This is a genomic window from Ornithinimicrobium pulveris (assembly GCF_050261105.1).
Taxonomy (GTDB): domain Bacteria; phylum Actinomycetota; class Actinomycetes; order Actinomycetales; family Dermatophilaceae; genus Ornithinicoccus.
Genome location: NZ_CP189837.1, coordinates 1552162 through 1572204 on the forward strand (window position 1 = coordinate 1552162; position 20043 = coordinate 1572204).

General features: G+C 70.1%; 20 protein-coding genes and 2 riboswitches. Of the genes, 12 read left to right on the forward strand and 8 right to left on the reverse strand.

Features of this window, described 5'->3' with window-relative positions; genetic code table 11:
• Nucleotides 1-2: 2 nt before the first annotated feature.
• The 3 genes from ACQBAT_RS07105 (at nucleotide 3) to ACQBAT_RS07115 (ending at nucleotide 2691) form a co-directional block, all read left to right on the forward strand.
• A complete protein-coding gene (locus tag ACQBAT_RS07105) occupies nucleotides 3-965 on the forward strand; it encodes a diacylglycerol/lipid kinase family protein (RefSeq protein WP_420745841.1) in 963 nt (320 codons plus the stop codon).
• 10 nt (nucleotides 966-975) lie between these two features.
• The gene (locus tag ACQBAT_RS07110; protein ID WP_420745840.1) at nucleotides 976-2196 is read left to right on the forward strand and encodes a hypothetical protein; all 1221 of its coding nucleotides are present in this window, start codon (nucleotides 976-978) and stop codon (nucleotides 2194-2196) included.
• 174 nt (nucleotides 2197-2370) lie between these two features.
• Nucleotides 2371-2691: a putative quinol monooxygenase gene (locus ACQBAT_RS07115; RefSeq protein WP_420745839.1), complete on the forward strand. Its 321-nt coding sequence runs from the start codon at nucleotides 2371-2373 to the stop codon at nucleotides 2689-2691.
• Between the two features lie 280 nt (nucleotides 2692-2971).
• On the opposite strand, the gene ACQBAT_RS07120 is transcribed toward ACQBAT_RS07115, so the two are convergent.
• Together ACQBAT_RS07120 and ACQBAT_RS07125 are read right to left on the reverse strand one after the other, a co-directional pair.
• Nucleotides 2972-4600, reverse strand: a complete 1629-nt coding sequence (locus tag ACQBAT_RS07120) for a Na+/H+ antiporter NhaC family protein (RefSeq protein WP_420745838.1) — start codon at nucleotides 4598-4600, stop codon at nucleotides 2972-2974.
• A 137-nt stretch (nucleotides 4601-4737) separates the two neighbouring features.
• A complete protein-coding gene (locus tag ACQBAT_RS07125) occupies nucleotides 4738-5307 on the reverse strand; it encodes a DoxX family protein (protein WP_420745837.1) in 570 nt (189 codons plus the stop codon).
• Nucleotides 5308-5470: 163 nt separating this feature from the next.
• On the opposite strand from ACQBAT_RS07125, the gene ACQBAT_RS07130 reads away from it, so the two are divergent.
• Nucleotides 5471-6265: an inositol monophosphatase family protein gene (locus ACQBAT_RS07130; RefSeq protein WP_420745836.1), complete on the forward strand. Its 795-nt coding sequence runs from the start codon at nucleotides 5471-5473 to the stop codon at nucleotides 6263-6265.
• 149 nt (nucleotides 6266-6414) lie between these two features.
• Here the strand turns inward: ACQBAT_RS07130 and ACQBAT_RS07135 are convergent, their stop codons facing one another.
• Complete coding sequence (locus ACQBAT_RS07135) at nucleotides 6415-6786, reverse strand: DUF2304 domain-containing protein (protein WP_420745835.1); 372 nt, start codon at nucleotides 6784-6786, stop codon at nucleotides 6415-6417.
• Between the two features lie 11 nt (nucleotides 6787-6797).
• The gene (locus tag ACQBAT_RS07140) at nucleotides 6798-7481 is read right to left on the reverse strand and encodes a glycosyltransferase family 2 protein (RefSeq protein ID WP_420745834.1); all 684 of its coding nucleotides are present in this window, start codon (nucleotides 7479-7481) and stop codon (nucleotides 6798-6800) included.
• 35 nt (nucleotides 7482-7516) lie between these two features.
• Here ACQBAT_RS07140 and ACQBAT_RS07145 point away from each other — a divergent pair, with 35 nt between their 5' ends.
• The 6 genes from ACQBAT_RS07145 to tenA all read left to right on the forward strand — a co-directional run bounded on the left by ACQBAT_RS07145 (nucleotide 7517) and on the right by tenA (nucleotide 13713).
• Nucleotides 7517-8119, forward strand: coding sequence for an acyltransferase (locus ACQBAT_RS07145; RefSeq protein ID WP_420745833.1), 603 nt, complete (start codon nucleotides 7517-7519; stop codon nucleotides 8117-8119).
• Nucleotides 8112-9236 carry a DegT/DnrJ/EryC1/StrS family aminotransferase gene (locus ACQBAT_RS07150; protein ID WP_420745832.1) on the forward strand — a complete coding sequence of 375 codons (1125 nt, stop codon included), beginning with the start codon at nucleotides 8112-8114 and terminating at the stop codon, nucleotides 9234-9236. The genes ACQBAT_RS07145 and ACQBAT_RS07150 overlap by 8 nt, the downstream gene beginning before the upstream one ends.
• A gap of 32 nt (nucleotides 9237-9268) precedes the next feature.
• On the forward strand, nucleotides 9269-10240 hold the full coding sequence (locus tag ACQBAT_RS07155; RefSeq protein ID WP_420746198.1) for a Gfo/Idh/MocA family protein: 972 nt from the start codon (nucleotides 9269-9271) through the stop codon (nucleotides 10238-10240).
• Nucleotides 10241-10244: 4 nt separating this feature from the next.
• Complete coding sequence (locus ACQBAT_RS07160) at nucleotides 10245-11435, forward strand: glycosyltransferase (RefSeq protein ID WP_420745831.1); 1191 nt, start codon at nucleotides 10245-10247, stop codon at nucleotides 11433-11435.
• A gap of 139 nt (nucleotides 11436-11574) precedes the next feature.
• Complete coding sequence (gene fdhA, locus ACQBAT_RS07165) at nucleotides 11575-12789, forward strand: formaldehyde dehydrogenase, glutathione-independent (protein WP_420745830.1); 1215 nt, start codon at nucleotides 11575-11577, stop codon at nucleotides 12787-12789.
• Between the two features lie 52 nt (nucleotides 12790-12841).
• A riboswitch (TPP riboswitch) is annotated at nucleotides 12842-12949 on the forward strand.
• Between the two features lie 32 nt (nucleotides 12950-12981).
• Nucleotides 12982-13713: a thiaminase II gene (gene tenA, locus ACQBAT_RS07170; protein WP_420745829.1), complete on the forward strand. Its 732-nt coding sequence runs from the start codon at nucleotides 12982-12984 to the stop codon at nucleotides 13711-13713.
• Nucleotides 13714-13748: 35 nt separating this feature from the next.
• Here tenA and thiD read toward each other — a convergent pair whose 3' ends face one another.
• The 3 genes from thiD to thiM form a co-directional block, all read right to left on the reverse strand.
• Nucleotides 13749-14648 carry a bifunctional hydroxymethylpyrimidine kinase/phosphomethylpyrimidine kinase gene (gene thiD, locus ACQBAT_RS07175; protein WP_420745828.1) on the reverse strand — a complete coding sequence of 300 codons (900 nt, stop codon included), beginning with the start codon at nucleotides 14646-14648 and terminating at the stop codon, nucleotides 13749-13751.
• Complete coding sequence (gene thiE / locus ACQBAT_RS07180) at nucleotides 14645-15307, reverse strand: thiamine phosphate synthase (RefSeq protein WP_420745827.1); 663 nt, start codon at nucleotides 15305-15307, stop codon at nucleotides 14645-14647. Before thiE ends, thiD begins: the two co-directional genes overlap by 4 nt.
• Nucleotides 15307-16119, reverse strand: a complete 813-nt coding sequence (gene thiM / locus ACQBAT_RS07185; protein ID WP_420745826.1) for a hydroxyethylthiazole kinase — start codon at nucleotides 16117-16119, stop codon at nucleotides 15307-15309. Before thiM ends, thiE begins: the two co-directional genes overlap by 1 nt.
• Nucleotides 16108-16203, reverse strand: a riboswitch (TPP riboswitch). It overlaps the preceding gene by 12 nt.
• Nucleotides 16204-16269: 66 nt before the next feature.
• On the opposite strand from thiM, the gene ACQBAT_RS07190 reads away from it, so the two are divergent.
• Complete coding sequence (locus tag ACQBAT_RS07190; RefSeq protein WP_420745825.1) at nucleotides 16270-16950, forward strand: DUF1992 domain-containing protein; 681 nt, start codon at nucleotides 16270-16272, stop codon at nucleotides 16948-16950.
• Here the strand turns inward: ACQBAT_RS07190 and ACQBAT_RS07195 are convergent.
• Nucleotides 16903-18144, reverse strand: coding sequence for a hypothetical protein (locus ACQBAT_RS07195; RefSeq protein ID WP_420745824.1), 1242 nt, complete (start codon nucleotides 18142-18144; stop codon nucleotides 16903-16905). The two genes, ACQBAT_RS07190 and ACQBAT_RS07195, sit on opposite strands and share 48 nt — an antisense overlap.
• A gap of 56 nt (nucleotides 18145-18200) precedes the next feature.
• Here ACQBAT_RS07195 and ACQBAT_RS07200 point away from each other — a divergent pair, with 56 nt between their 5' ends.
• The gene (locus tag ACQBAT_RS07200) at nucleotides 18201-20030 is read left to right on the forward strand and encodes an ABC transporter ATP-binding protein (protein ID WP_420745823.1); all 1830 of its coding nucleotides are present in this window, start codon (nucleotides 18201-18203) and stop codon (nucleotides 20028-20030) included.
• Nucleotides 20031-20043: the final 13 nt, after the last annotated feature.

The following is a 20043-nucleotide window of genomic DNA, read 5'->3' on the forward strand; positions in this document are numbered from 1 at the left end:
CCGTGCCCGAGGTCGCGCTCGTCCTGAACCCGAGCTCGCGGCGGTCCGCCCCCGCCCGGGCAGCGATCGAGACTGCCTGCGGCGCCCACGGTATGTCGCTTCTCGTCCTCCCCACCACCGTCGCCGACCCCGGGCCCGGGCAGGCGCGGGAGGCGCTGGCCGCCGGGGTGCGCAGAGTCGTGGTGGCTGGGGGAGATGGGACCGTGCGGCACGTGGCAGGCGTGCTGGGCGAGCGGGGGCCGCGTGACGAGAGCGTCGTGGAGGAACCAGGATCGGCTGCCGCGCCCGAGCAGGCCGTGCTGGGGGTGGTGCCGGTGGGGACCGCCAATCTGTTCGCGCGCAGCGTGGGACTGCCGCGAGGAGACCTCGCCGCGGCTGCGCGCCTCGCGGTCGCGGCGCGTGGGCGGCCGATGGACCTCGGTCGGGCCTCGCTGACCGGCGTGCACGGTGGCGTCACCGACCAACCCTTCCTGGTGGTCGTGGGGCTGGGGCACGACGCCGACACGGTGGCGGCGATGAGTCCGACGCTGAAGAAACGGCTGCGCTGGATGGCCTATCTGGAGCCGGGGATCCGTCGCCTGTCGCGGCCGGGGCGCCCGGTCACGCTGGTGATCGACGGTCAGGCCGCGCGCTCCGAGGAGGTGTGGAGCGTGCTGGCGGTGAACAGCGCCCGGCTGCCGATGCGGGCCAGGGTGGTCCCGGGGGCACGCCCCGACGACGGACAGCTGCACATCGCTCTCGTCGCCCCGCGGCACCTGCGGGACTGGACCGAGGTGGCGCGCGTGGGGTGGGGCGCACGGCATACGGGACATCCGGCGCTGCGCTATGAGGTAGGCCGCCAGCTCGTGGTGCGGCCCGCCGAGCCGACGGCGGTCCAGGTGGACGGTGACGTGGTGCCCGATATCGTCGAGGCGACGATCACCCTCGAGCCCGGCGCGCTGAGCGTCGCCGGGCCACCGACCTAGGAGTACCCGCTTGCGCGCCATCGCCGCCCAGATCGGCCACATCTCCCAAGGTCTGCTGACCTCGCCGCGCGCGGGGCGGCGGATCCTGGAGATGCTTCGCGAAGCCCCAGAGGGCTCGCTGGACCAGATCATCGAGACGGTCGACCTGCCCAAGGTGCTCGCCTCGATGCGGCGCACCGGCCTGCATCACCGGCCGCAGGCGGTCGACCTACTGCTGCGGGAGCGGGTCGACGAGCTGTCGCTCGACTCGATCGCCCAGGTGGTCTCGGCGATGCACCGCGGCAGGACCTCACGGCACGCGCAGGAAGCGATCGTCGAGGTGCTGACCCGGCACACCGGCGAGGACTTCGACACCCTCAAGAACTTCCTCAACTCGACCGGTGACTACCACGACCTGGAGCACCTGGTCTTCGAGGACCTCGACGAGGACCTGTCCGACCGGCTGCTGGAGCACATCGCCGAAGAGGCCGGCGACAACCGGGGCGGCGACATCCGTGTCCTGTCCGACATCGACGACACGGTCAAGTGCGTGATCCACGACCGGAGGTATCCGCGGGGGACGATCTACCCGGGCGTGGTGTCGCTGCTGACCAAGCTGGACAAGGGTGCTGCCGAGGAGCCGGGCCGCCCGGGTGACCTGACCTTCGTGACCGCGCGGCCGGGTGGTCCGCGCGGGCTGATCGAGCAGTACACCCGCGGCAAGCTGTCCTATCTCGGGCTGCCGCCGCACTCGGTGATGGGCGGGTCCTTCCTGAACCTGCACACCAAGGGTGCGATCAAGGACCGCAAGCTGGAGAACATGGATCGGGACCGCCTGCTCTTCCCCGAGGCGCGGATGGTCTTCATCGGCGACAGCGGCCAGGCCGACGGCGATGTGGGGGCTGAGATGCACCGGCTCGACCCGGACCACATCGTCGGGACGCTGCTGCACAACGTCACCGATCTGGACGAGGCCGCGCGGGAGGCGTGGGCGCAGAAGGGTGTGCACGTCTTTGACACCTACGCGGGCGCTGCGGCCCACGCGGTGCGCCTGGGGCTGATCCGGGTGGACCAGGCCCGCGAGGTGGCCGAAGACGTCCGCGTCGGCCTGCGGGTGCTGCACCTCACCCCGGAGCAGCGCGAGCGCCTCGAGCGCGACCTCGCCGCCGACGTCGCCGCCATCGACGCCCTGGACGAGGGCGCCGAGAGCCGCGGGAGCAGCGAGAGCGGCGGGAGCAACGGGGGCAGCTGACCTGACCCCTCCCTCTCGACCGGACGCGCGGGATGTCGCTGATATGGGCGACCGGGCGCGCGGGATGTCGCCCAGATCCGTCACCGGACGTGCGGTATGTCGCTGATATGGGCGACCGGACGCGCGGCGCCGTCTGCGTTTGACCGGGCGTGAGGGTCTGACAACGATGGAGGTATGTACCTCATCGTCGTGAAGTTCCCGGTCAAGCCCGAGTCGGTCGACACCTGGATGGAGGTCGTCTCCGACTACACCAGCGCGGTGCGTGCAGAGGATGGCAACCTGTTCTTCGAGTGGTCGCGCAGCGTCGACGAACCAAACGAGTTCGTGCTCGTCGAAGGCTTCACCGACGACGGTGCTGCTGCCCACGTCGAGAGCCCGCACTTCTCCGAGGGCATCGAGGCGATGCGTCCACACCTCACCGCGACCCCGAAGATCATCTCCCGTCAGGTGGAGGGTGATGGTTGGGACGCGATGGGGGAGTTGCAGATCGACTGATCGCCCCACGTGCCCGCCACAGGTCGGGCAGTCAAACGTGCACAACGGATCAGTTGCACGCAAAGTCCCAGGTGGGCCGCGGCATACGGGACGTTGTGCACGTTCGAAAGTTGCGCTGGGCGCGCCCCGGTCGGAAGGGTCAGGCGAACTTGGGTGACCTGGTGGAGCGAGAGTGGGTCAGCGAACTTGGGTGACCTGGTGGAGCGAGAGTGGGTCAGCGAACTTGGGTGACCTGGTGGAGCGAGAGTGGGTCAGCGAACCTGGGTGAAGCGAGAGTGGGTCAGGCGGGCTCGGGTGAACTGGTGCCGATCCGGTCGGCCTGGTCCTCGTCGGGAATCTCGCTCTCGAGCGGGGTGAGGACGAGACGGGCGGTGATGCCGAAGGCGGCGAGGGCGGCGAGGGTGACCGACAGACCCATGAGGCCGCTGCCGGTGAGGGCGAAGACGACGTAGCCGATCAGCGCCATGATCGCGGCAGCGATCGCGTACGGCAACTGGGTGGTGACGTGGGTGATCACGTTGGCGCCCGAACCTGTGCTGGACAGGATCGTGGTGTCGCTGATCGGGGAGCAATGGTCGCCCCACACCGCTCCGGCCAGGACCGTACCGAAGGCGGCGAGCAACAACTCGGGCCCGCCCTCGACGTTGTTCATGATCTGACCGGCGATCGGCAGCAGCAGCCCGAACGAGCCCCACGACGTGCCGGTGGAGAAGGCCATCGCACCGGCCAGTACGAACATCAGCGGGATCAGCCACTGCGGGGAGAGGTTGGTGGACTCCACGAGGCTGCCGAGGTACTCACCGGTGCCGAGCTGGGCGATCAGGTCACCCAGCATCCACGCCAGCAGCAGGATCGTGACGGCCGGGAGCATGGACTTGATGCCCTCCCAGAAGCCCTGCGCCAGTGCACCTGCATCGAAGCGGGAGTCGCTGGCGGTGTAGCGGAAGTAGTAGTAGAGGGCCGCGGCCAGGCCGAGCAGGCCGCCCCAGAGGAGCGCCTGGCTGACGTCGGTGTTGGCGAAGACCTCGATGATGTCCCAGCTTCCGCCCTCGGCGTAGCCGGTCCAGGCGATCCCGCCGAGCACCCCGGCGACCAGCAAGGCGAAGGGGATCACGAGGGCGCGCTTGGCGCCCGGCTCGTGCACCGGCAGATCCTCGGCCAACTCGCCCGGGATCGTCTCGTCCTTGTTGTAGGTCTGCCCTTCCTGGATCGCCCGGCGTTCCTCGGTGCGCATCGGCCCGATCTCGACGTGGAGGAGGATGACCACCCACACCATGAGCACGGCCACGATGGCGTAGTAGTTCATCGCCGCGGCGCCGAGGAAGGCCTCGACATCGCTCACCGACAAGGTCGAGGCGGCCAGGATCGGCGCCATGATGCCGATGATGCTCGCGCCCCAGCTGGAGAAGGGGGCCAGCACCGCGACCGGTGCCGAGGTGGAGTCGACGACATAGGCCAGCTTGGCGCGGGAGACGTTGTGCTTGTCGGTCACCGGGCGGGAGACCTGCCCGACCGCCAGCGCGTTGAAGTAGTCGTCGATGAAGATGACGATGCCCAGGATCGCCGGCAGGATCTTGGCGCCCCGACGGGTCCGGATCCGCTGGACCGCCCAGTCGGAGAAGGCTTTCGTTCCGCCTGACATCATGATCAGCGCCGCGATCACACCGAGCAGCAGGGTGAAGATCAGGATGTAGACGTAGTAGGTGTTGACGCCGCCGTCTTCCCAGAAGATCACCGCGAAGGCCTCCCAGACCAGGCGCAGCGTCTCCAGCGGGTTCCACCCGGCCACCAGCAGGGCGCTGGCCAGCACACCTGCACCGAGACTGAGCAACACCTTGCGGGTGAGCAGCACGAGCACGATCGCCAGGACCGGCGGCAGGATCGTCAGAAACTGGTTGTCGTCGACCATGGCAGCGACCTTCCTGGGAGGGTGGCGCTCACGCTACCGGAGGAAGGGGCCGAAGGGACGCAGAAGGCCGGGGTGCCGGTGATTTCTCACCGACACCCCGGCCGAGGTGCTGCAGGTGTCCGCCTCGCGGACTGGTTTCAGCGAAGGATGCTGTCGCCGACGATGGTGCTCCACCACTTGCCGAGCCCGAAGGTGTCACCGGCGCGGGTCGCGGCCACGGTGATCATCGCGGCGGCCTCGATCCAGTGGGTGGTGGTCAGCGGGTTGGTGGCGCCCTCCTGGCCGAGGGGGAAGGTGGCCAGGTACATCATGAAGACCAGCAGGGTGCCGGTGATCGCGGCGAGCTTGACGCCAGCGCCGGTGACCAGCGCGACACCGATGCCGAGGAGGCCGGCCATGAACAGCCAGTCGAAGAAGGGGGCGGCGCCGGCCATCGCCTGGAACATGTCGCCGAAGGCGCCCGAGGCGTTGGACAGGAAGCCGAAGGTGGGGCTGCCACCGTTGATCCAGGCGCGCTCGCCCGGGGTGGAGTAGCCCAGACCGAAGAGCTTGTCGACAAACGCCCAGATGAAGATCCAGCCGACCACGATGCGCAGGAAGGCGAGCGCGCCGCGGGCGAAGGAACTGCGGACGATGTCGGTCTGCATCAGGGGGGAGGTGTGGGAGACGGTGCGCTCATCCCGAACCTCAACCGTGCGCTCGCTCATGACCGTGACCTTTCTGTGTCTTGGGGACTGCTTGACGGTCATTACTATAGCGCGTAGTAAGTGAATCCTCCAATTCCTGCGATTCGTGTCGAGGCGGGGTGTCGGGTGGGTCGGTGGTGGGGGATGAGGGCGGAACCGACCTAGGGATGGAAGGCTGGGGGACATGACGTCAGGACTCAGTACGGAGGCCGTTCTCACCCTGCTGCAGGAGACCGCCGAGGCCGTGATCAACCCCCGCTTCCGCGCCCTGGACGAGGGCGAGGTGACCGCCAAGACGCATCCCGGCGACCTCGTCACCGTCGCGGACCGGGAGGCCGAGGTGCTCATCACCCGGGCCCTGCGCGCGGCCTACCCGCAGGCGCTGGTCCTGGGCGAGGAGGCGTATGCCGAAGAGCCGGGTCTGCTGGACGCCTTCACCGAGGCGGAGCACGCCTTCACCGTCGATCCGGTGGACGGCACCCGCAACTTCGTGCACGGCTCACCCGACCACGCGGTGATGGCCGCTGAGGTGCTGGACGGCCGGACCGTGCGGGCCTGGATCTGGCAGCCCCAGCACGGGGTGGCCTGGGTGGCCGAGCGGGGTGCCGGCCTGTGGCGCGATGGCGAACGGGTGGACGCCGTCACGGCGTCCGGTCGCCCCGAAGACTGGGATGTCCGGACCTCACGACGGGAAGGCGTCGGCGATCATCTCGGTCCGGCCGGCCCGATGACCTTGAGCTGGATCAGTTGCGGCATCGACTACCCCAAGCTCGCCTCGGGGGAGTGTGACGCGCTGCTCTACTCCGGGACCGCGCCCTGGGACCACGTTCCCGGTGCGCTGATGATGGAGGAGGTCGGCGGGCACGTAGGGGACACCGCCGACCCGGAGGGGCCCGCCTACGGGCCTCGCTCCCGCCCGGCTCAGCTGTTGGCCGCGGCGAGCCCGGAGGTCTTCCGCACGTTGGCGCCCCACGCCTGAGGGTGCTCCGCACCCGGATCGGAGTTGGTCCGGCCCGGCCAGCGTCGCACCAGGACGGCGGTGACCAGCGTGATCGCGCCACCGGTCGCGGCGAAGGTCCAGAAGGACTGATCGCTAGCTGTACTGACCAACGTCTCCGGTCAGCACACCTAGCGGCCCGAGCCCGGCGGGTGCTCCCGCGCGTCATGCACGGCATCGCGCAAGGCCAATTCCCGCGCGAGCACGGTCATCTGCTGCTCCATCTGGCGCATCCGGCGGTAGGAGGCTGCGACATACCCGAAGAAGAAGACCGTCAACCCGTAGAGGAGCAGGTCCGCGCCGCGACCGACGCCCAGGAGTTGGGCGACCTGGGTGAGCAGGCGGGGGAAGAGGATGGCGGCGACCGCCAGCACCACGAAGCCGACCAGCAGGAGACGTCGCACCGCCTGGTGGCGGGCGCCGGCCGTCGACCGGGTCAGCATCGTGGTGACGAGCACGATCGCCACGATGAGGAGGGCCTTGATCAGCGGTTGGTCGAGCATCGCTCACACCTTCACTTCAGGATCGTGTCGACGAGAATATTCACAGAGTTCATCAGCGACTGGCCCTTGGAGCGGCTGTAGTCGGTGTAGAGGATGTGCACCGGGTGCTCGGCCCAGGGCAGTGAGCTGCGGCCCAGCTGCAGCACGATCTCGGTGGCGTGCGCCATCCGGTTCTGCCGGAGGTCCAGATGCTCGGCGGCGTCGCGGCGCAGCACCCGCAGCCCGTTGTGCGCATCGGTCAACCGCATCCCGGTCTGCTGGTTGGTGATCCAGACCGCGGCCTTGAGCACCATCTTCTTCAGGAAGCCAGGCTTGGTGCGACCGTCCAGGAAGCGGGAGCCGAAGACGATCGCCAGGTCCTCGTCCTTGGCACGTTGCACCATCTGGGCCGCGTCCTCGACCCGGTGCTGCCCGTCCGCGTCATAGGTGACCAGGTATGCCGCATCCGTCGCCTCGAGCGCGTAGCGCATCCCGGTCTGCAGGGCGGCGCCCTGACCGAGGTTGAAGGGGTGGCGCACGACGACCGCACCGGCCGCCTCGGCCACCGCGGCCGAGGCGTCGTGGCTCGCGTCGTCCACGCAGATGATGTGGGGGAAGACCTCGCGTGCTGCGGAGACGACGTCGCCGATCACGCTCGCTTCGTCATACAGGGGGATCACCAACCAGGCGTCCTCGTGGCGGAGCGATAAGGTCATACCGGTCATTGTCCCGCACCCGACTGAGGAGTTCCGTGGCAACACGCATCGTGGACAGCGCAGACGTCTCACCGGACGCGCAGATCGGGCAGGACAGCTCGGTCTGGCACCTCGCCCAGGTGCGCGAGGGGGCGGTCCTGGGCAAGGGCTGCGTGATCGGCCGCGGCGCTTACGTCGGCACCGGCGTGCAGATGGGCGACCACTGCAAGGTGCAGAACTACGCGCTGGTCTACGAGCCGGCGCGGCTGGCGGACGGCGTCTTCATCGGCCCCGCGGCGGTCCTGACCAATGACACCTTCCCGCGCGCGATCAACGCGGACGGCTCGCTCAAGAGTGCCGATGACTGGGAGGCCGTGGGCGTCACGATCGGCCGCGGCGCCTCCATCGGTGCCCGGGCCGTGTGCGTCGCCCCCGTGACCATCGGCGAGTGGGCCACCATCGCGGCCGGCGCCGTGGTCGCCCGCGATGTCCCCGACCACGCGCTGATGGTCGGCGTGCCCGCCCGCCGGGTGGGCTGGGTCGGCCGGTCCGGCCACCCCCTCGAACCCACCGGTGACCCAGGATCCTGGCGCTGCCCGCGGTCCGGCACCACCTACACCGAGCACAACGGCACTCTGACGGAGGATACGAATGACTGAGCAGGCCTTCATCCCGCCCGCCCGCCCGATCATCGGGGAGGAGGAGCGTGCGGCGGTGGATCGTGTGCTGGCCTCGGGGATGGTCGCCCAGGGGCCGGAGGTGGCTGCTTTTGAGCAGGAGTTCGCTGACCAGCTGGTGGGTGGGCGCACCTGTGTGGCGGTGAACTCGGGCACGTCGGGTTTGCATCTGGGGTTGTTGGCGGCGGGGATCGGCGCGGGTGATGAGGTCATCGTGCCGAGTTTCACGTTTGCGGCGACGGCGAACTCGGTGGCGTTGACGGGGGCGACGCCGGTCTTTGCCGACATCAGCCCGGACACGTTCAACCTGGACCCGGAGTCGGTGCGGGAGGTGATCACGGATCGGACGGCGGCGGTGATGCCGGTGCATCTGTATGGTCACCCGGCGGATATGGATGGTTTTCAGGCGGTGACGTCCGAGGCGGGGATCCAGGTGTTCGAGGATGCCGCGCAGGCGCATGGTGCGACCTACAAGGGTCGGCCGGTGGGCCGGTTCGGTGCGTTCGCGATGTTCAGCCTCTATCCGACCAAGAACATGACCTCGGGTGAGGGCGGGATGGTGGCCTGTGTCGATGAGGAGATGGCGCGCGGGGTGCGCTTGTTGCGCAACCAGGGGATGGAGAAGCAGTACGCCAACGAGGTCATCGGGTTGAACAACCGGATGACCGACATTCACGCGGCGATCGGGCGGGTTCAGCTGACCAAGGTCGGTGGCTGGACCCGGGCCCGGCAGGACAACGCGGCCTGGTTGGACGAGCACCTCTCGCAGATTGAGGGGGTTGTGGTGCCGCCGGTGCGGGAGGGGTGCACGCACGTGTATCACCAGTACACGATCCGGATCGCGGGTGCCTCGGGTGCGCAGCGGGACCGGGTGGTGCAGGCCTTGCGGGAGGAGCACCAGGTCGGTAGTGGTGTGTACTACCCCACGCCCAACCACGAGCTGGTCTCCCTGGCGCGGTTCGCGCCGTCCTGGGAGTTGCCGGAAACTGCGCGTGCTGCGGCCGAGGTGATCTCGCTGCCGGTGCACCCGTCGTTGTCGCCGAGCGATCTGGAGCGGATCGCGACCGGCGTGGCTGAGGTGTTGGGGGCTGGCGCGTGAGCGGCCCGATCGCCGAGGGCACCACGATCCGGATGGGTCTGATCGGCCTGGGGTCGATGGGACGTCATCATGCCCGGGTGATTCGTGAGGTCGAGGGCATGGACCTGGTCGCCGTGGCTGATCCTTATGGCGACAAGCATGGGGTGGCCGGGGATCTGGAGGTGCTGCCGGATGTGCAAGCGCTGATCGAGGCCGAGATCGATGCGGCGATGGTGGCGGTGCCGACCTACCTGCACGAGGAGGTCGCGTTGGCGCTGGCGCAGGCCGGGGTGCACACGATGGTGGAGAAGCCGATCGCGGCGACTGCGGAGTCGGGGGAGCGCGTTGCTCGCGCGTTCGAGGACGCTGGCCTGGTGGGTGCGGTCGGGTATGTCGAGCGGTGCAACCCGGCGCTGCTGGCGATGCGCCAGCGGATCGAGGCCGGCGAGCTCGGCACGGTCTTCCAGATCACCACCTCCCGGCAGGGGCCGTTCCCGGCGCGGATCGCCGATGTCGGGGTGGTCAAGGACCTGGCCACGCACGACATCGACCTGACTGCCTGGATCGCCCAGTCGCACTACTCGGTCGTCTCGGGTCAGGTCACCCACCGTTCGGGCCGTGAGCACGAGGACATGGTGGTAGCGACCGGGCGGTTGGACAACGGGATCATCGTGTCGCACACGGTGAACTGGCTCTCCCCGCTCAAGGTCCGGGAGACGGTCGCGACGGGGGAGAAGGGCGCCTTCATCGCCAACACCCTCACTGGCGACCTGACCTTCGTGGCCAATGGCGACGTCCGCAGCGAATGGGACCGGATCTCGGCCTTCCGTGGTGTCTCCGAGGGCGACTCGACCCGTTTCGCCCTCGCCCGCCGCGAGCCGCTGCGCGTGGAGCAGGAAGGCTTCCGCGACGCGCTGTGGGGCCGCGACTCCGAGATCGTCTCGATGGCCGACGGCGTCCACACCCTGCGCGTCATCGAAGCCATCCTCGAATCTGCAGCCACCGCCCGCACCGTCACCCTGTGATGCCGTGACGCCCCGGCGCGTCCTGCTCGCCACCCGGATCTTCGCGCCGGAGTCGGCTGCGGCGACCTTCCGCCTGTCCGCGCTGGTCCGCGCGCTCACCGACCGGGCCGCCCGGGTAGGGGTGCTCACCACGACCGTGCCGCCCTCGCTGCGGGGGAGCCGAGCCGCCAAGCCGCCCCCTCGCGCCGAGATCTCCCGCTGGCCCGTGCTCCGCGACGCCACCGGTTATGTCCGCGGGTACCTGCCCTATCTGTCCTTCGACCTGCCGCTCAGCCTGCGCCTCCTCACCGCTCGACGCCCCGATGTAGTCGTCGTCGAGCCGCCGCCGACCACCGGCGCCGTCGCCCGTGCCGTGCTCTCCCTCCGCTCCGTCCCCTACGTCTACTACGCCGCCGATGTCTGGTCCGACGCCACCGCGTCCATGGGTGCTCCGACCTCGGTCGTCCGGGTCATGCGGGTGGTCGAACTCTTCGCCTTGCGGGGCGCCCGCGACGTGATCGCCGTCTCCGAGGGGGTCGCCGAGCGGGTCCGGGCCCTCGCCCCCCGCGCCCGCGTCACCGTGGTCCCCAACGGCATCGACACCGACGTCTTCACCCCCGACGGCGAGCGCCACGCCGAGGCGCCGGACACGCCATACCTCCTGTATGCCGGGACCGCCTCGGAGTGGCAGGGGGCCGAGATCTTCGCCGAGGCGATGCGCGAGGTGGTCCGGGAGGAGCCGGGCGCGCGCCTCATCTTCCTGGGGCAGGGGGCCAGTTGGCCTGTCCTGCAACAGATCCGGGACGATCTGCCGGAAGGTGCGATCGAGCTGCGCCCCCTCGCCCCGCCGCAGGAGGCGGCGGCCTGGCAGCGGGGGGCGGCCGCGGCTGTGGTGAGCGTCAAGCCCGGCGTCGGCTATGACTTCGCCTACCCGACCAAGGTCATTGCGGCCCTCGGCTGCGGCACGCAGGTGATCTTCGCGGGCCCCGGACCGGCCGCCGCGGATGTCGCCGAGCACGATCTTGGCCGCGCTGTCCCGTATGACATTTCCCAGGTCGCGCAGGCCATGCTGGCCGCCGTCCGCGCTGGCTCGCCCGACCCCGCCGAGCGCGCCAGGCTCGTCGAGTGGGTGCACCGCAACCGGAGCCTGGCCGCCACCGGACGGGCTGCCGCACAGGTGGTCCTGGGGCCTGAGGTGACACAGCAACCGATGTGATCTACGTCTCGTTCCAGAGTCGTTTCACCGCGCGCGGAGCTCGTCCTGCCCCTATTCTCGACAGCACCCCCCGAAGATCGCTCCCACCGTGGTGACGACCGGGTCACCCACTGGTGGCAGCACCAGGAGTTGAGTGAGCATGGCCACGAATCGCGGAGTCGCCTACATGGGCCCCGGGCAGACCGAGGTGCAGGAGATCCCTTACCCCACCTTCGAGCTGCAGGACGGACCCGGCGTCAACCCGGACAATGTCGGACGGCAGTTGCCGCACGCCGCCATCCTCAAGGTGGTGACCACCAACATCTGCGGATCGGATCAGCACATGGTCCGGGGCCGCACCACCGCACCCGAGGGACTGATCCTTGGGCACGAGATCACCGGCGAGGTGATCGAGACCGGACCGGGCGTGGAGTTCATCAAGGAAGGGGACATCTGCTCGGTTCCCTTCAACATCGCCTGCGGTCGCTGTCGCAACTGCAAGGAGGGCAAGACCGGGATCTGCCTCAACGTCAACCCCGACCGCCCCGGCAGCGCCTACGGCTATGTGGACATGGGTGGCTGGGTCGGCGGCCAGGCGGAGTACGTCCTGGTCCCGTATGCCGACTGGAACCTGCTGAAGTTCCCCGACCGTGACCAGGCGCTGGAGAAGATCCTCGACCTGACGATGCTCTCGGACATCTTCCCCACCGGCTTCCACGGTGCCCTCACCTCCGGCGTGGGTGTGGGGTCCACGGTGTATATCGCAGGCGCTGGCCCGGTCGGTCTGGCCGCTGCCGCCTCCGCCCAGCTGCTCGGCGCGGCGGTGGTCGTCGTCGGCGACCTGATCGAGGAGCGGCTCGAGCAGGCGCGCAGCTTCGGCTGCGAGACGGTCGACGTCAGCAAGGGCGATATCGGTGACCAGCTGGAGCAGATTCTCGGCACCCCCGAGGTGGACTGCGGTGTCGACGCGGTGGGGTTCGAGGCGCGCGGTCACGGCGAGGACGCCGAGGTCGAGCGACCGGCCGCGGTGCTCAACTCCCTCATGGACATCACCCGTGCTGGTGGCGGCCTGGGCATCCCCGGCCTCTATGTCACCGGTGACCCCGGTGGCGTGGACGAGGCGGCTCAGGAGGGCTCGCTGTCACTGCGGCTGGGGCTCGGCTGGGCGAAGTCGCACTTCTTCGTGACCGGCCAGTGCCCGGTGATGAAGTACCACCGCGGTCTGATGATGGCGATCCTGCACGACAAGGTCGAGATCGCCAAGGCCGTCAACGCGGTCAAGGTGTCGCTGGATGAGGCCCCGGAGGCCTACCAGGACTTCGATGCCGGCGCCTCCAAGAAGTACGTTATCGACCCCCACGGGATGGTCGGCTGAGGAGGCTCCGGACCACCTGCCCAGGAGGGCAGGGGCCACTTGTTACGGTGACACCAGCCACGCGGGGCGCCTCCTGAGGGAGGCTGAGAGGGACTGCGGTCCCGACCCGTCGAACCTGATCTCGATCATGCGAGCGGAGGGATCGTGGCTGTGTCGCCGCTTCGGCGCACCCCTTGCCTCGCGGAGGAAGCCATGAGCCAGTCCGCATCATCTGGTGCCCCCTCGTTCAGCGCACAGCAGCGGGAGCGCTGCGCCCACCTCTTCCAGGCGTTCCACGACCACCCCTTCCTGCGGGGGCTGGCCGACGGCACTGCCAGCCGGGAGAGCGTGCTGCACTACGTCAGCCAGGACCACCACTACCTGACCGCCTTCATGCGCTGCTACGGCCTGGGGATCGCCAAGAGCCCGGACCGGGACTGGCTGGAGTGGTTCACCGAGAGCATCCGCTTCATGCTGCACGACGAGGGGGATGCCCATCTGGCTCTCGTCCGTGCCTTCGACGTCGACTACGAGGACGTCCAGGTCCCCGAGATGACGCCGACCGCGCAGGGCTACATCAACCACCTCATCGCCTCTGGCCACGACAGCCTCGGCGTGCTGATGGCGGCCCTCATGCCCTGCCCGGAGACCTACTGGTGGGCCGCCGACCGCCAGCAGCGCGAGGACCCCGTGGCGAAGGACAACCCGTTCCGCCCCTGGTGGGAGTTCTACGCCGGCGAGGATTCACGCCAGTTGGTCGAGGACTTCGGCGCCCGCCTGGACGCCCTGGCCGAGCAGGCCGGTCCGGCCGAGCTTGCCCGGATGGCGCAGGCCTACGAGGACAGCGTCCACCACGAGATCCGGTTCTGGCAGATGGCCTGGACCCAGGAGCGGTGGGACGATTCACTGACCCTGGGTCGGGAGCTTGTGACCACAGGGGCCTGAGGTCCCTCACCGGTTGGGCTGAGCCAGCGCGCCACTCACCAGAGCTCGTAGAAGTGGTGCACTGGCCCGGCGCCGCTGCCGATCGAGAGCCGATCGGCATGCTGCAGCGCCCCGGTCAGCCAGGTGCGCGCGTCCGAGACGGCCTCGAGCCAGCCGTCCCGCCGGGGTAGGAGGGCGGCGATCGCCGAGGACAGCGTGCACCCGGTCCCGTGCGTGTTCGCGGTCCGCACACGCGGCCCGCGGAGCTCGTGGACCTCACCTCCGGGGAGCGCGAGCACATCCACGACCTCCCCGTTTTCCGTGTCCCTGGATGCCGTGCCCCTGGATGCCGTGCCCCTGGATGCCGTGTCCCTGGATGCCCTGTCCCCGGCTTCCGCACGCACGTGGCCGCCCTTGACCAGCACCCGGGCAGCGCCCAGGTCCAGCAGGCGACGCGCCTGATCGTGCATGGCGGCCAGGTCGGTGGCAGCCTCGTCCGGCTCCAGGCCGAGCAGCACTGCAGCCTCGGGCAGGTTGGGGGTGATCAGGTCGGCCGCGGGCAGCATCGCGCGGACGGCATCGATCGCGTCCTCGTCCAGCAATCGGGAACCTGCCGTGGACACCATCACCGGGTCCAGCACCACCGGGCAGTCCAGGGTCCGCCGCACCAGGTCGCCGACCTCCTCGGCCACCGCGGCGGTGCCCAGCATCCCGATCTTGGCGGCATCGATCCGCATGTCCTCGACCAAGGTCTCGACCTGCTCCCGGACGAAGCCGGCCGGCACGCCGTGCACGCCGCTCACCCCGCGCGTGCTCTGTGCGGTCAGGCCGGTCAGGACCGCGCAGCCGTACGCACCCAAGGCGCTGAAGGTCTTGAGATCCGCCTGGATCCCTGCGCCGCCGGAGGGGTCGGAGCCGGCGATCGTCAGGGCGTGCGGGATGGTGGTCACGTTCATGTCCAGACCTCTCGGAGTGAGCGGGCGGCGGATTCGGGGTCCTCGGTGGCGCAGATGGCGCTGACCACCGCGATGCCGTCGGTGCCACAGCCGCGCAGCAGTCCGGCGCGTTCAACATCGATGCCGCCGATAGCGACGGTGGGCAGCGTCGCCGCTCCGGCGAGCCGGGTGATGCCCTCGACGCCGAGCGGCTCCTTGTGGTCGGCCTTGGTCCGGGTCGCCCAGCCCGGCCCGAGCCCCAGATAGTCGACGGTCCCGGCCGGTAGTCGCTCTGCCGCCTCGACCTGCTCGAGGTTGGTGCAGGAGAGGCCGAGGTACGGGCGAGGGGCGTCGTCGCCGATGGCACCCCCCTGGACGCCACGGTCGAGGATCTTCCGCGCCTCCACCGGGTCCAGGTCGGACTGGCCGACGTGCGCCCCCTGCGCGCCCACGGCCTCCACCAGGTGCACCCGGTCGTTGAGGAGCAGCGGGACGCCGGACGACCGCAGCGCTCCCAGCACCAGCCGACCCAGCGCCACGAACTCATCGTCGGAGGCGTCGGGGTCGCGCAGCTGGACCACGCTCGCCCCGCCAGCCACCGCCCCCCGGACGGTGGCGTCGAGGCCGTGGCGCTGCGTCATACCCGAATCGGTGACCAGATAGAGGGTGAGGTCGAGCATCAGCCAACCTCCGCCCGCGTCGCGATCGCCTCGGGTTCGAGCAGGTGGAGCTCGTCGAGGAGGACGACCGAGAAGGAACCCGGCCCCCGCGCCGTTCGGGCCGCGTCCTCGGCGGCCAGGGTGAGCGCCGCGGTGCCGGTCGCAGCGGCCGTCAGCGGGTCGCCGGTGACGGCGCAGCAGGCCGCGATGAGTGCCCCCAGGCTGCAGCCGATCGCGGTGACTCGGGTGAGGAACTCGTGCCCGTGGGTGAGCCGGACCAGCCGGTCGCCGTGCACCAGGTGGTCGACCGGCCCGCTCAGCGCGACGACCGTCCCGTGCTCGAGGGAGAGCTGGCGCGCCGTCTCCAGCGCCTCGTCGGGGGAGTGGGCGCTGTCGGCGCCGCGACCACCGGTGCCACCGGCCAGGCCGAGGATCTCCGAGGCGTTCCCGCGCACGACCGCGGGTCCCTGCGCGAGGAGTTCGCGCGCGAGCTCGGTGCGCCAGGTGAGTCCGCCTGCGGCGACCGGGTCCAGCACCCAGGGCGTGCCGACCTCGCGGGCCGCGGCGACGGCGGCGCGCTTGCCCTCGGCGCTCTCCTCGTAGGGCGTGCCGAGGTTGATCAGCACCGCGCCCGCGACCCGGGCGAACTCACCCGCTTCGCGCGGGCTGGCCACCATCGCCGGGGACGCGCCCGCGGCGAGCAGGAGATCCGCGGTGCGCTGGGTGGCGACGACATTGGTGAGGCACTGGACCAGCGGTGACTGCTCCCGCAGCGCCGCCCACGTCCGGCCGAGGTCGTCGGCGGTCGGGACGGTGGGTGGATGCTCGGACATGGACGTTCCCTTCGCTAGTACGAGCTAGATCAGGTTCGACGGGTGTGATCTCAGCCGGTGCGTCCGGCACCCCGCGTCATCTCGACCATAACCCGGTGTGCTGGGCGCGGGTGGGGCGGGGCACCTACAGTGGGAGGACGGAGGTCATGTATGTCGACTCACCAGCCCCCACCCACCTCGCCCGAGCCCTGGGGCCGTCCTGGCGAGCGCCCCGGCGCGGCGAAAGCCCAGGATCAGCTGGAGCAGCAGGGGGTGGTGCGCCGCCGACCGACCCCCGCGACCACCGCCCGCGCGGTGACGAACTGGGTGGACCAGCAGATCGAGCAGGCCCAGCGGCAGGGCGCCTTCGACGACCTGCCGGGAGCCGGGAAGCCGTTGCGCGATGTTGATGTCGCCACCGATCCGGACTGGTGGGTCAAGGGGCTGATCGAACGGGAGCAGCTGGATCTGGGTGATGCGATGCCCGGGGTGATGCAGCTGCGGCGGGAGAAGGCGGGCTTCCCCGGCAGTCTGGTGGGGGTGGTCGACGAGGCGGTCGTGCGGGAGCGGCTCGCGGACTTCAACGAGCGGGTGCTGGCGGATCGGCGTCGACCCTATGGCGGGACGGGATCGCCGCCGGTCGTCGGGCGGGTGGACATCGAGGAGATGGTGGCTTCCTGGCGGCACGCCCGGGAGGAACTGGCGGTCCGGTTGGCCAGCGAGGCTACGGCGTCGTCGGAGTCTGCTGCCGGGGCTGTCGAGTCGGGGGTCCAGGATGCGGCCCCGCATCCTGGAGAAGCGTCCTCAGACGTCCGGCCGCGGCGTCGCTGGTGGCAGCGCGCGCGGGGCTAGCAGCCAGGAGGACAGAGCGGCGGCTGCGGCGGTGCCGTCGTGGTGCTCGCGTGCCCAGGCCGGACCTTGCGCGGCACGCTCGCGGCTGGCCGGCCGGTCCTCGAGCAGTCCCCGGATGACGTCTTCGAGCGTGTCCGGGTTCGCCTCGACCACCGGTAGCCCCGGCTGCCGCTCGCGCACCCCTTCCGCGACGTGCGCGACCACGATGCGTCCGGCGGCCATCGACTCGGCCGCCAGGGTGGCGACATTGCCGAGCACGATCTGGTCGACCACGATGTCTGCCCCGGCGATCGCTGACGGCATGTGTGCGTTGGGCACACCGCTCAGCCGGCGGTACTCGATCATCCCGGCCAGGTGCAGCCGCCCCAGCACCTCCTCGACAGCGCGGGTGCCTTTGAGTCGAGGGTTCGAGGGAGCGTGCAGCACGACGGGCCGGGCACGCAGCAGTAGGCCGCGGGAGGCACCGGGGGAGAAGCGGTCCACGTCGACGGTGATCGGCAGAAGCGTCGAGCCGGGCACGTGCTCGAGCATGTCCTGGGTCGGCACAAACAACGCCACCCCCTGCGCCGCCATCCCTCCGACGATCTCGCGGGTGCGTTCCACCGTGGCGTGCATCTTCTCCCACCGCTCGTCCCAGTCCCCGTGGAAGGGCGAGTGTGGGTATGCCGCAGCATGCGCCCGCAGGTCCCGCATCTCCGAGCCGTGGATCAGGATCGCGACCGAGATGCCGGCAGCGCGCAGTTCCTCCAGGTCCTGGTGGATCCGCCGGTGGTAGGGATCGGCGAGCACCGCCCAGGCGGACTCGGCCAGGACATGGGTGGCAGGCGGTAGTCCTTCGGCGCCGAGCACGCGGGCCCGGTGCTGCGCCATACCTCGGAGCAGGACCGCCTGCGAGAGATGCCAATCGCTGGCGTAGCCGAAGCCGGACCCGGAGGAGCGCCGCTCCAGGGACATCGAGCGGGCCGACACCCCCGGCAGCGTCTCGGCGGCCCGCGCCCACCGCTCGCCCTGGCCCGCCGTGTTGAGCGGACCGATGACCAGCCGGACCGCAGCCTCGCGGTCGAAGCCGGGCTGGCGACGCACCTGGTTCTCGGCGCGGCGGCGCAGCACGGTGTCGCCGACCCCGCGCACGGGCTCGGGAAGTGCCCGAAAGGCCTGGTAGGCCCACCGCCGCGGTCCCCTGAGTGCACCCATGACCGGGAGCCTATCGGCGGCGGGTCCGGGGCGCTCCACGGTTAGGCTGTCGGGCGATGCTCGCTCTGTGGCGCACCGTCCGCCAACTCCTGACGGTCCTGCCCGATGGCACCCGACGGTTCATCATCACCTTCGCGGTGCTGCAGAGCCTGCTCGCGACCCTGGACGTGGCTGCCCTCGGGCTGCTCGCGATCCTGCTGGCGCCGATGTTGACCGGCAACTCGCTGACCCTGCCCGTGGTGGGAATCACCATCGATCAGCCCGGCGAGTTCGGGCTCATGCTGCTGGCGGTCGGCGCCCTCATCGTGGTGAAGTCGATCCTGGCGATCAGCCTGCAGTGGTGGGCGACCCGGAAGTTTGCGCACTTCGAGCAGGTGCTCGGGGCACGGTTGTTGCAGGCGACCTTCAAGGCGCCGTGGACCGAGCGGCTGCAGCGCAACTCCACGGACATCATCCGCTCCACCGACGTCGGGGTCGGGTCGACGGTGGCCGGCGTGCTGATCCCGTTCTGCCAGCTCTCCGGCGAGATCTTCACCTTCATCGCGGTGATCGCGGTGCTGCTCGTGGCGCAGCCGGTGTTGGCCTCGGCCACGATCGTGTACTTCGGGATCGTCGCCTTCCTGCTCTACACCGTCGTGCTGCGGCGAGCGGTCAAGAGCGGGCGCGACAACCGGACCTACTCCGCGCGGGCTGCCCGGTTGGTCTCGGAGATGGTGCACTCGCTCAAGGAGGTCACCCTGCGCGGAAAGTCCCAGGAGGTCGCCGACACGGTGCTGTCGGTGCGCCGCCGCGCCTCGCTCGCCCGCGCCAACCAGAACTTCCTCGGCGTCGTCCCGCGCTATGTGCTCGAGGCCGGGCTGGTCGGCGGTCTGGCGATCGGCGGGCTCATCGGCTATCTCCAGGACGGGATCACCGGGGCGTTCACCGCGGTCGCGCTCTTCGGGGTGGCGGGCTTCCGGCTGGTCCCCTCCCTCACGCGCTTCCAGACGATCATGGGCCAGACCGGCGCCAACCTGCCCTTCGCCGAGCAGGTGCTCGGCGAGATCGACCGCGGCAAGGAGTATGTCGACGCCGAGCTCACCGGGGGCAACGCGCCTCTGCCGGACGGGGCTCGGACGCTGCGCCTGGACCGGGTGACCTTCACCTACCCCGGCGGGTCGTCGCCGGCGGTGCGCGATGTCTCGCTCACCCTGCCCTTCGGGCACACCCTGGCGCTGGTGGGGGCCTCCGGCTCGGGCAAGTCGACACTGGTCGACATCGTGCTCGGGTTGCTGCAGCCGGACTCCGGGCAGGTGCTCGTCGAGGACCAGCCGCTGCCGGAGGTGCTCAAGGCGTGGCGTTCCCGGGTTGGCTATGTGCCCCAGGATGTCTCCCTCTTCGATGCCTCGGTGGCCCGCAATGTGGCGCTGGCCTGGAGCGATGACGAGGTCGACGAGGACCGAGTGCGGCGCGCCCTGGACCGCGCCCAGCTGCTCGACGTCATCGAGGCGCGCCCCGATGGCATCCACGGCAAGGTGGGGGAGCGCGGGCTCAACCTCTCCGGTGGCCAGCGCCAGCGGCTCGGCGTGGCCCGCGCGCTCTACACCGATCCGCTCGTGCTGGTGATGGACGAGGCCACCTCGGCCCTGGACACCTCCACCGAGAAGGCCGTGACCTCCGCCATCCGGGAACTCTCCGGTGAGGTCTCTGTCATCGTCGTCGCCCACCGCCTGGCCACCATCCGGCACAGCGAGCAGGTCTGCTTCATGCGGGACGGCGAGCTGTTGGCCAGCGGAACCTTTGAGGAGGTCGTGGCCGCGCAGCCGGACTTCGCCGAACAGGCCGCGCTGGCCGGCCTCACCGCGACCACGGAGCAGGCCGCAGGCAGGACCACGGAGCAGGCGTGACCACGGAGCAGGA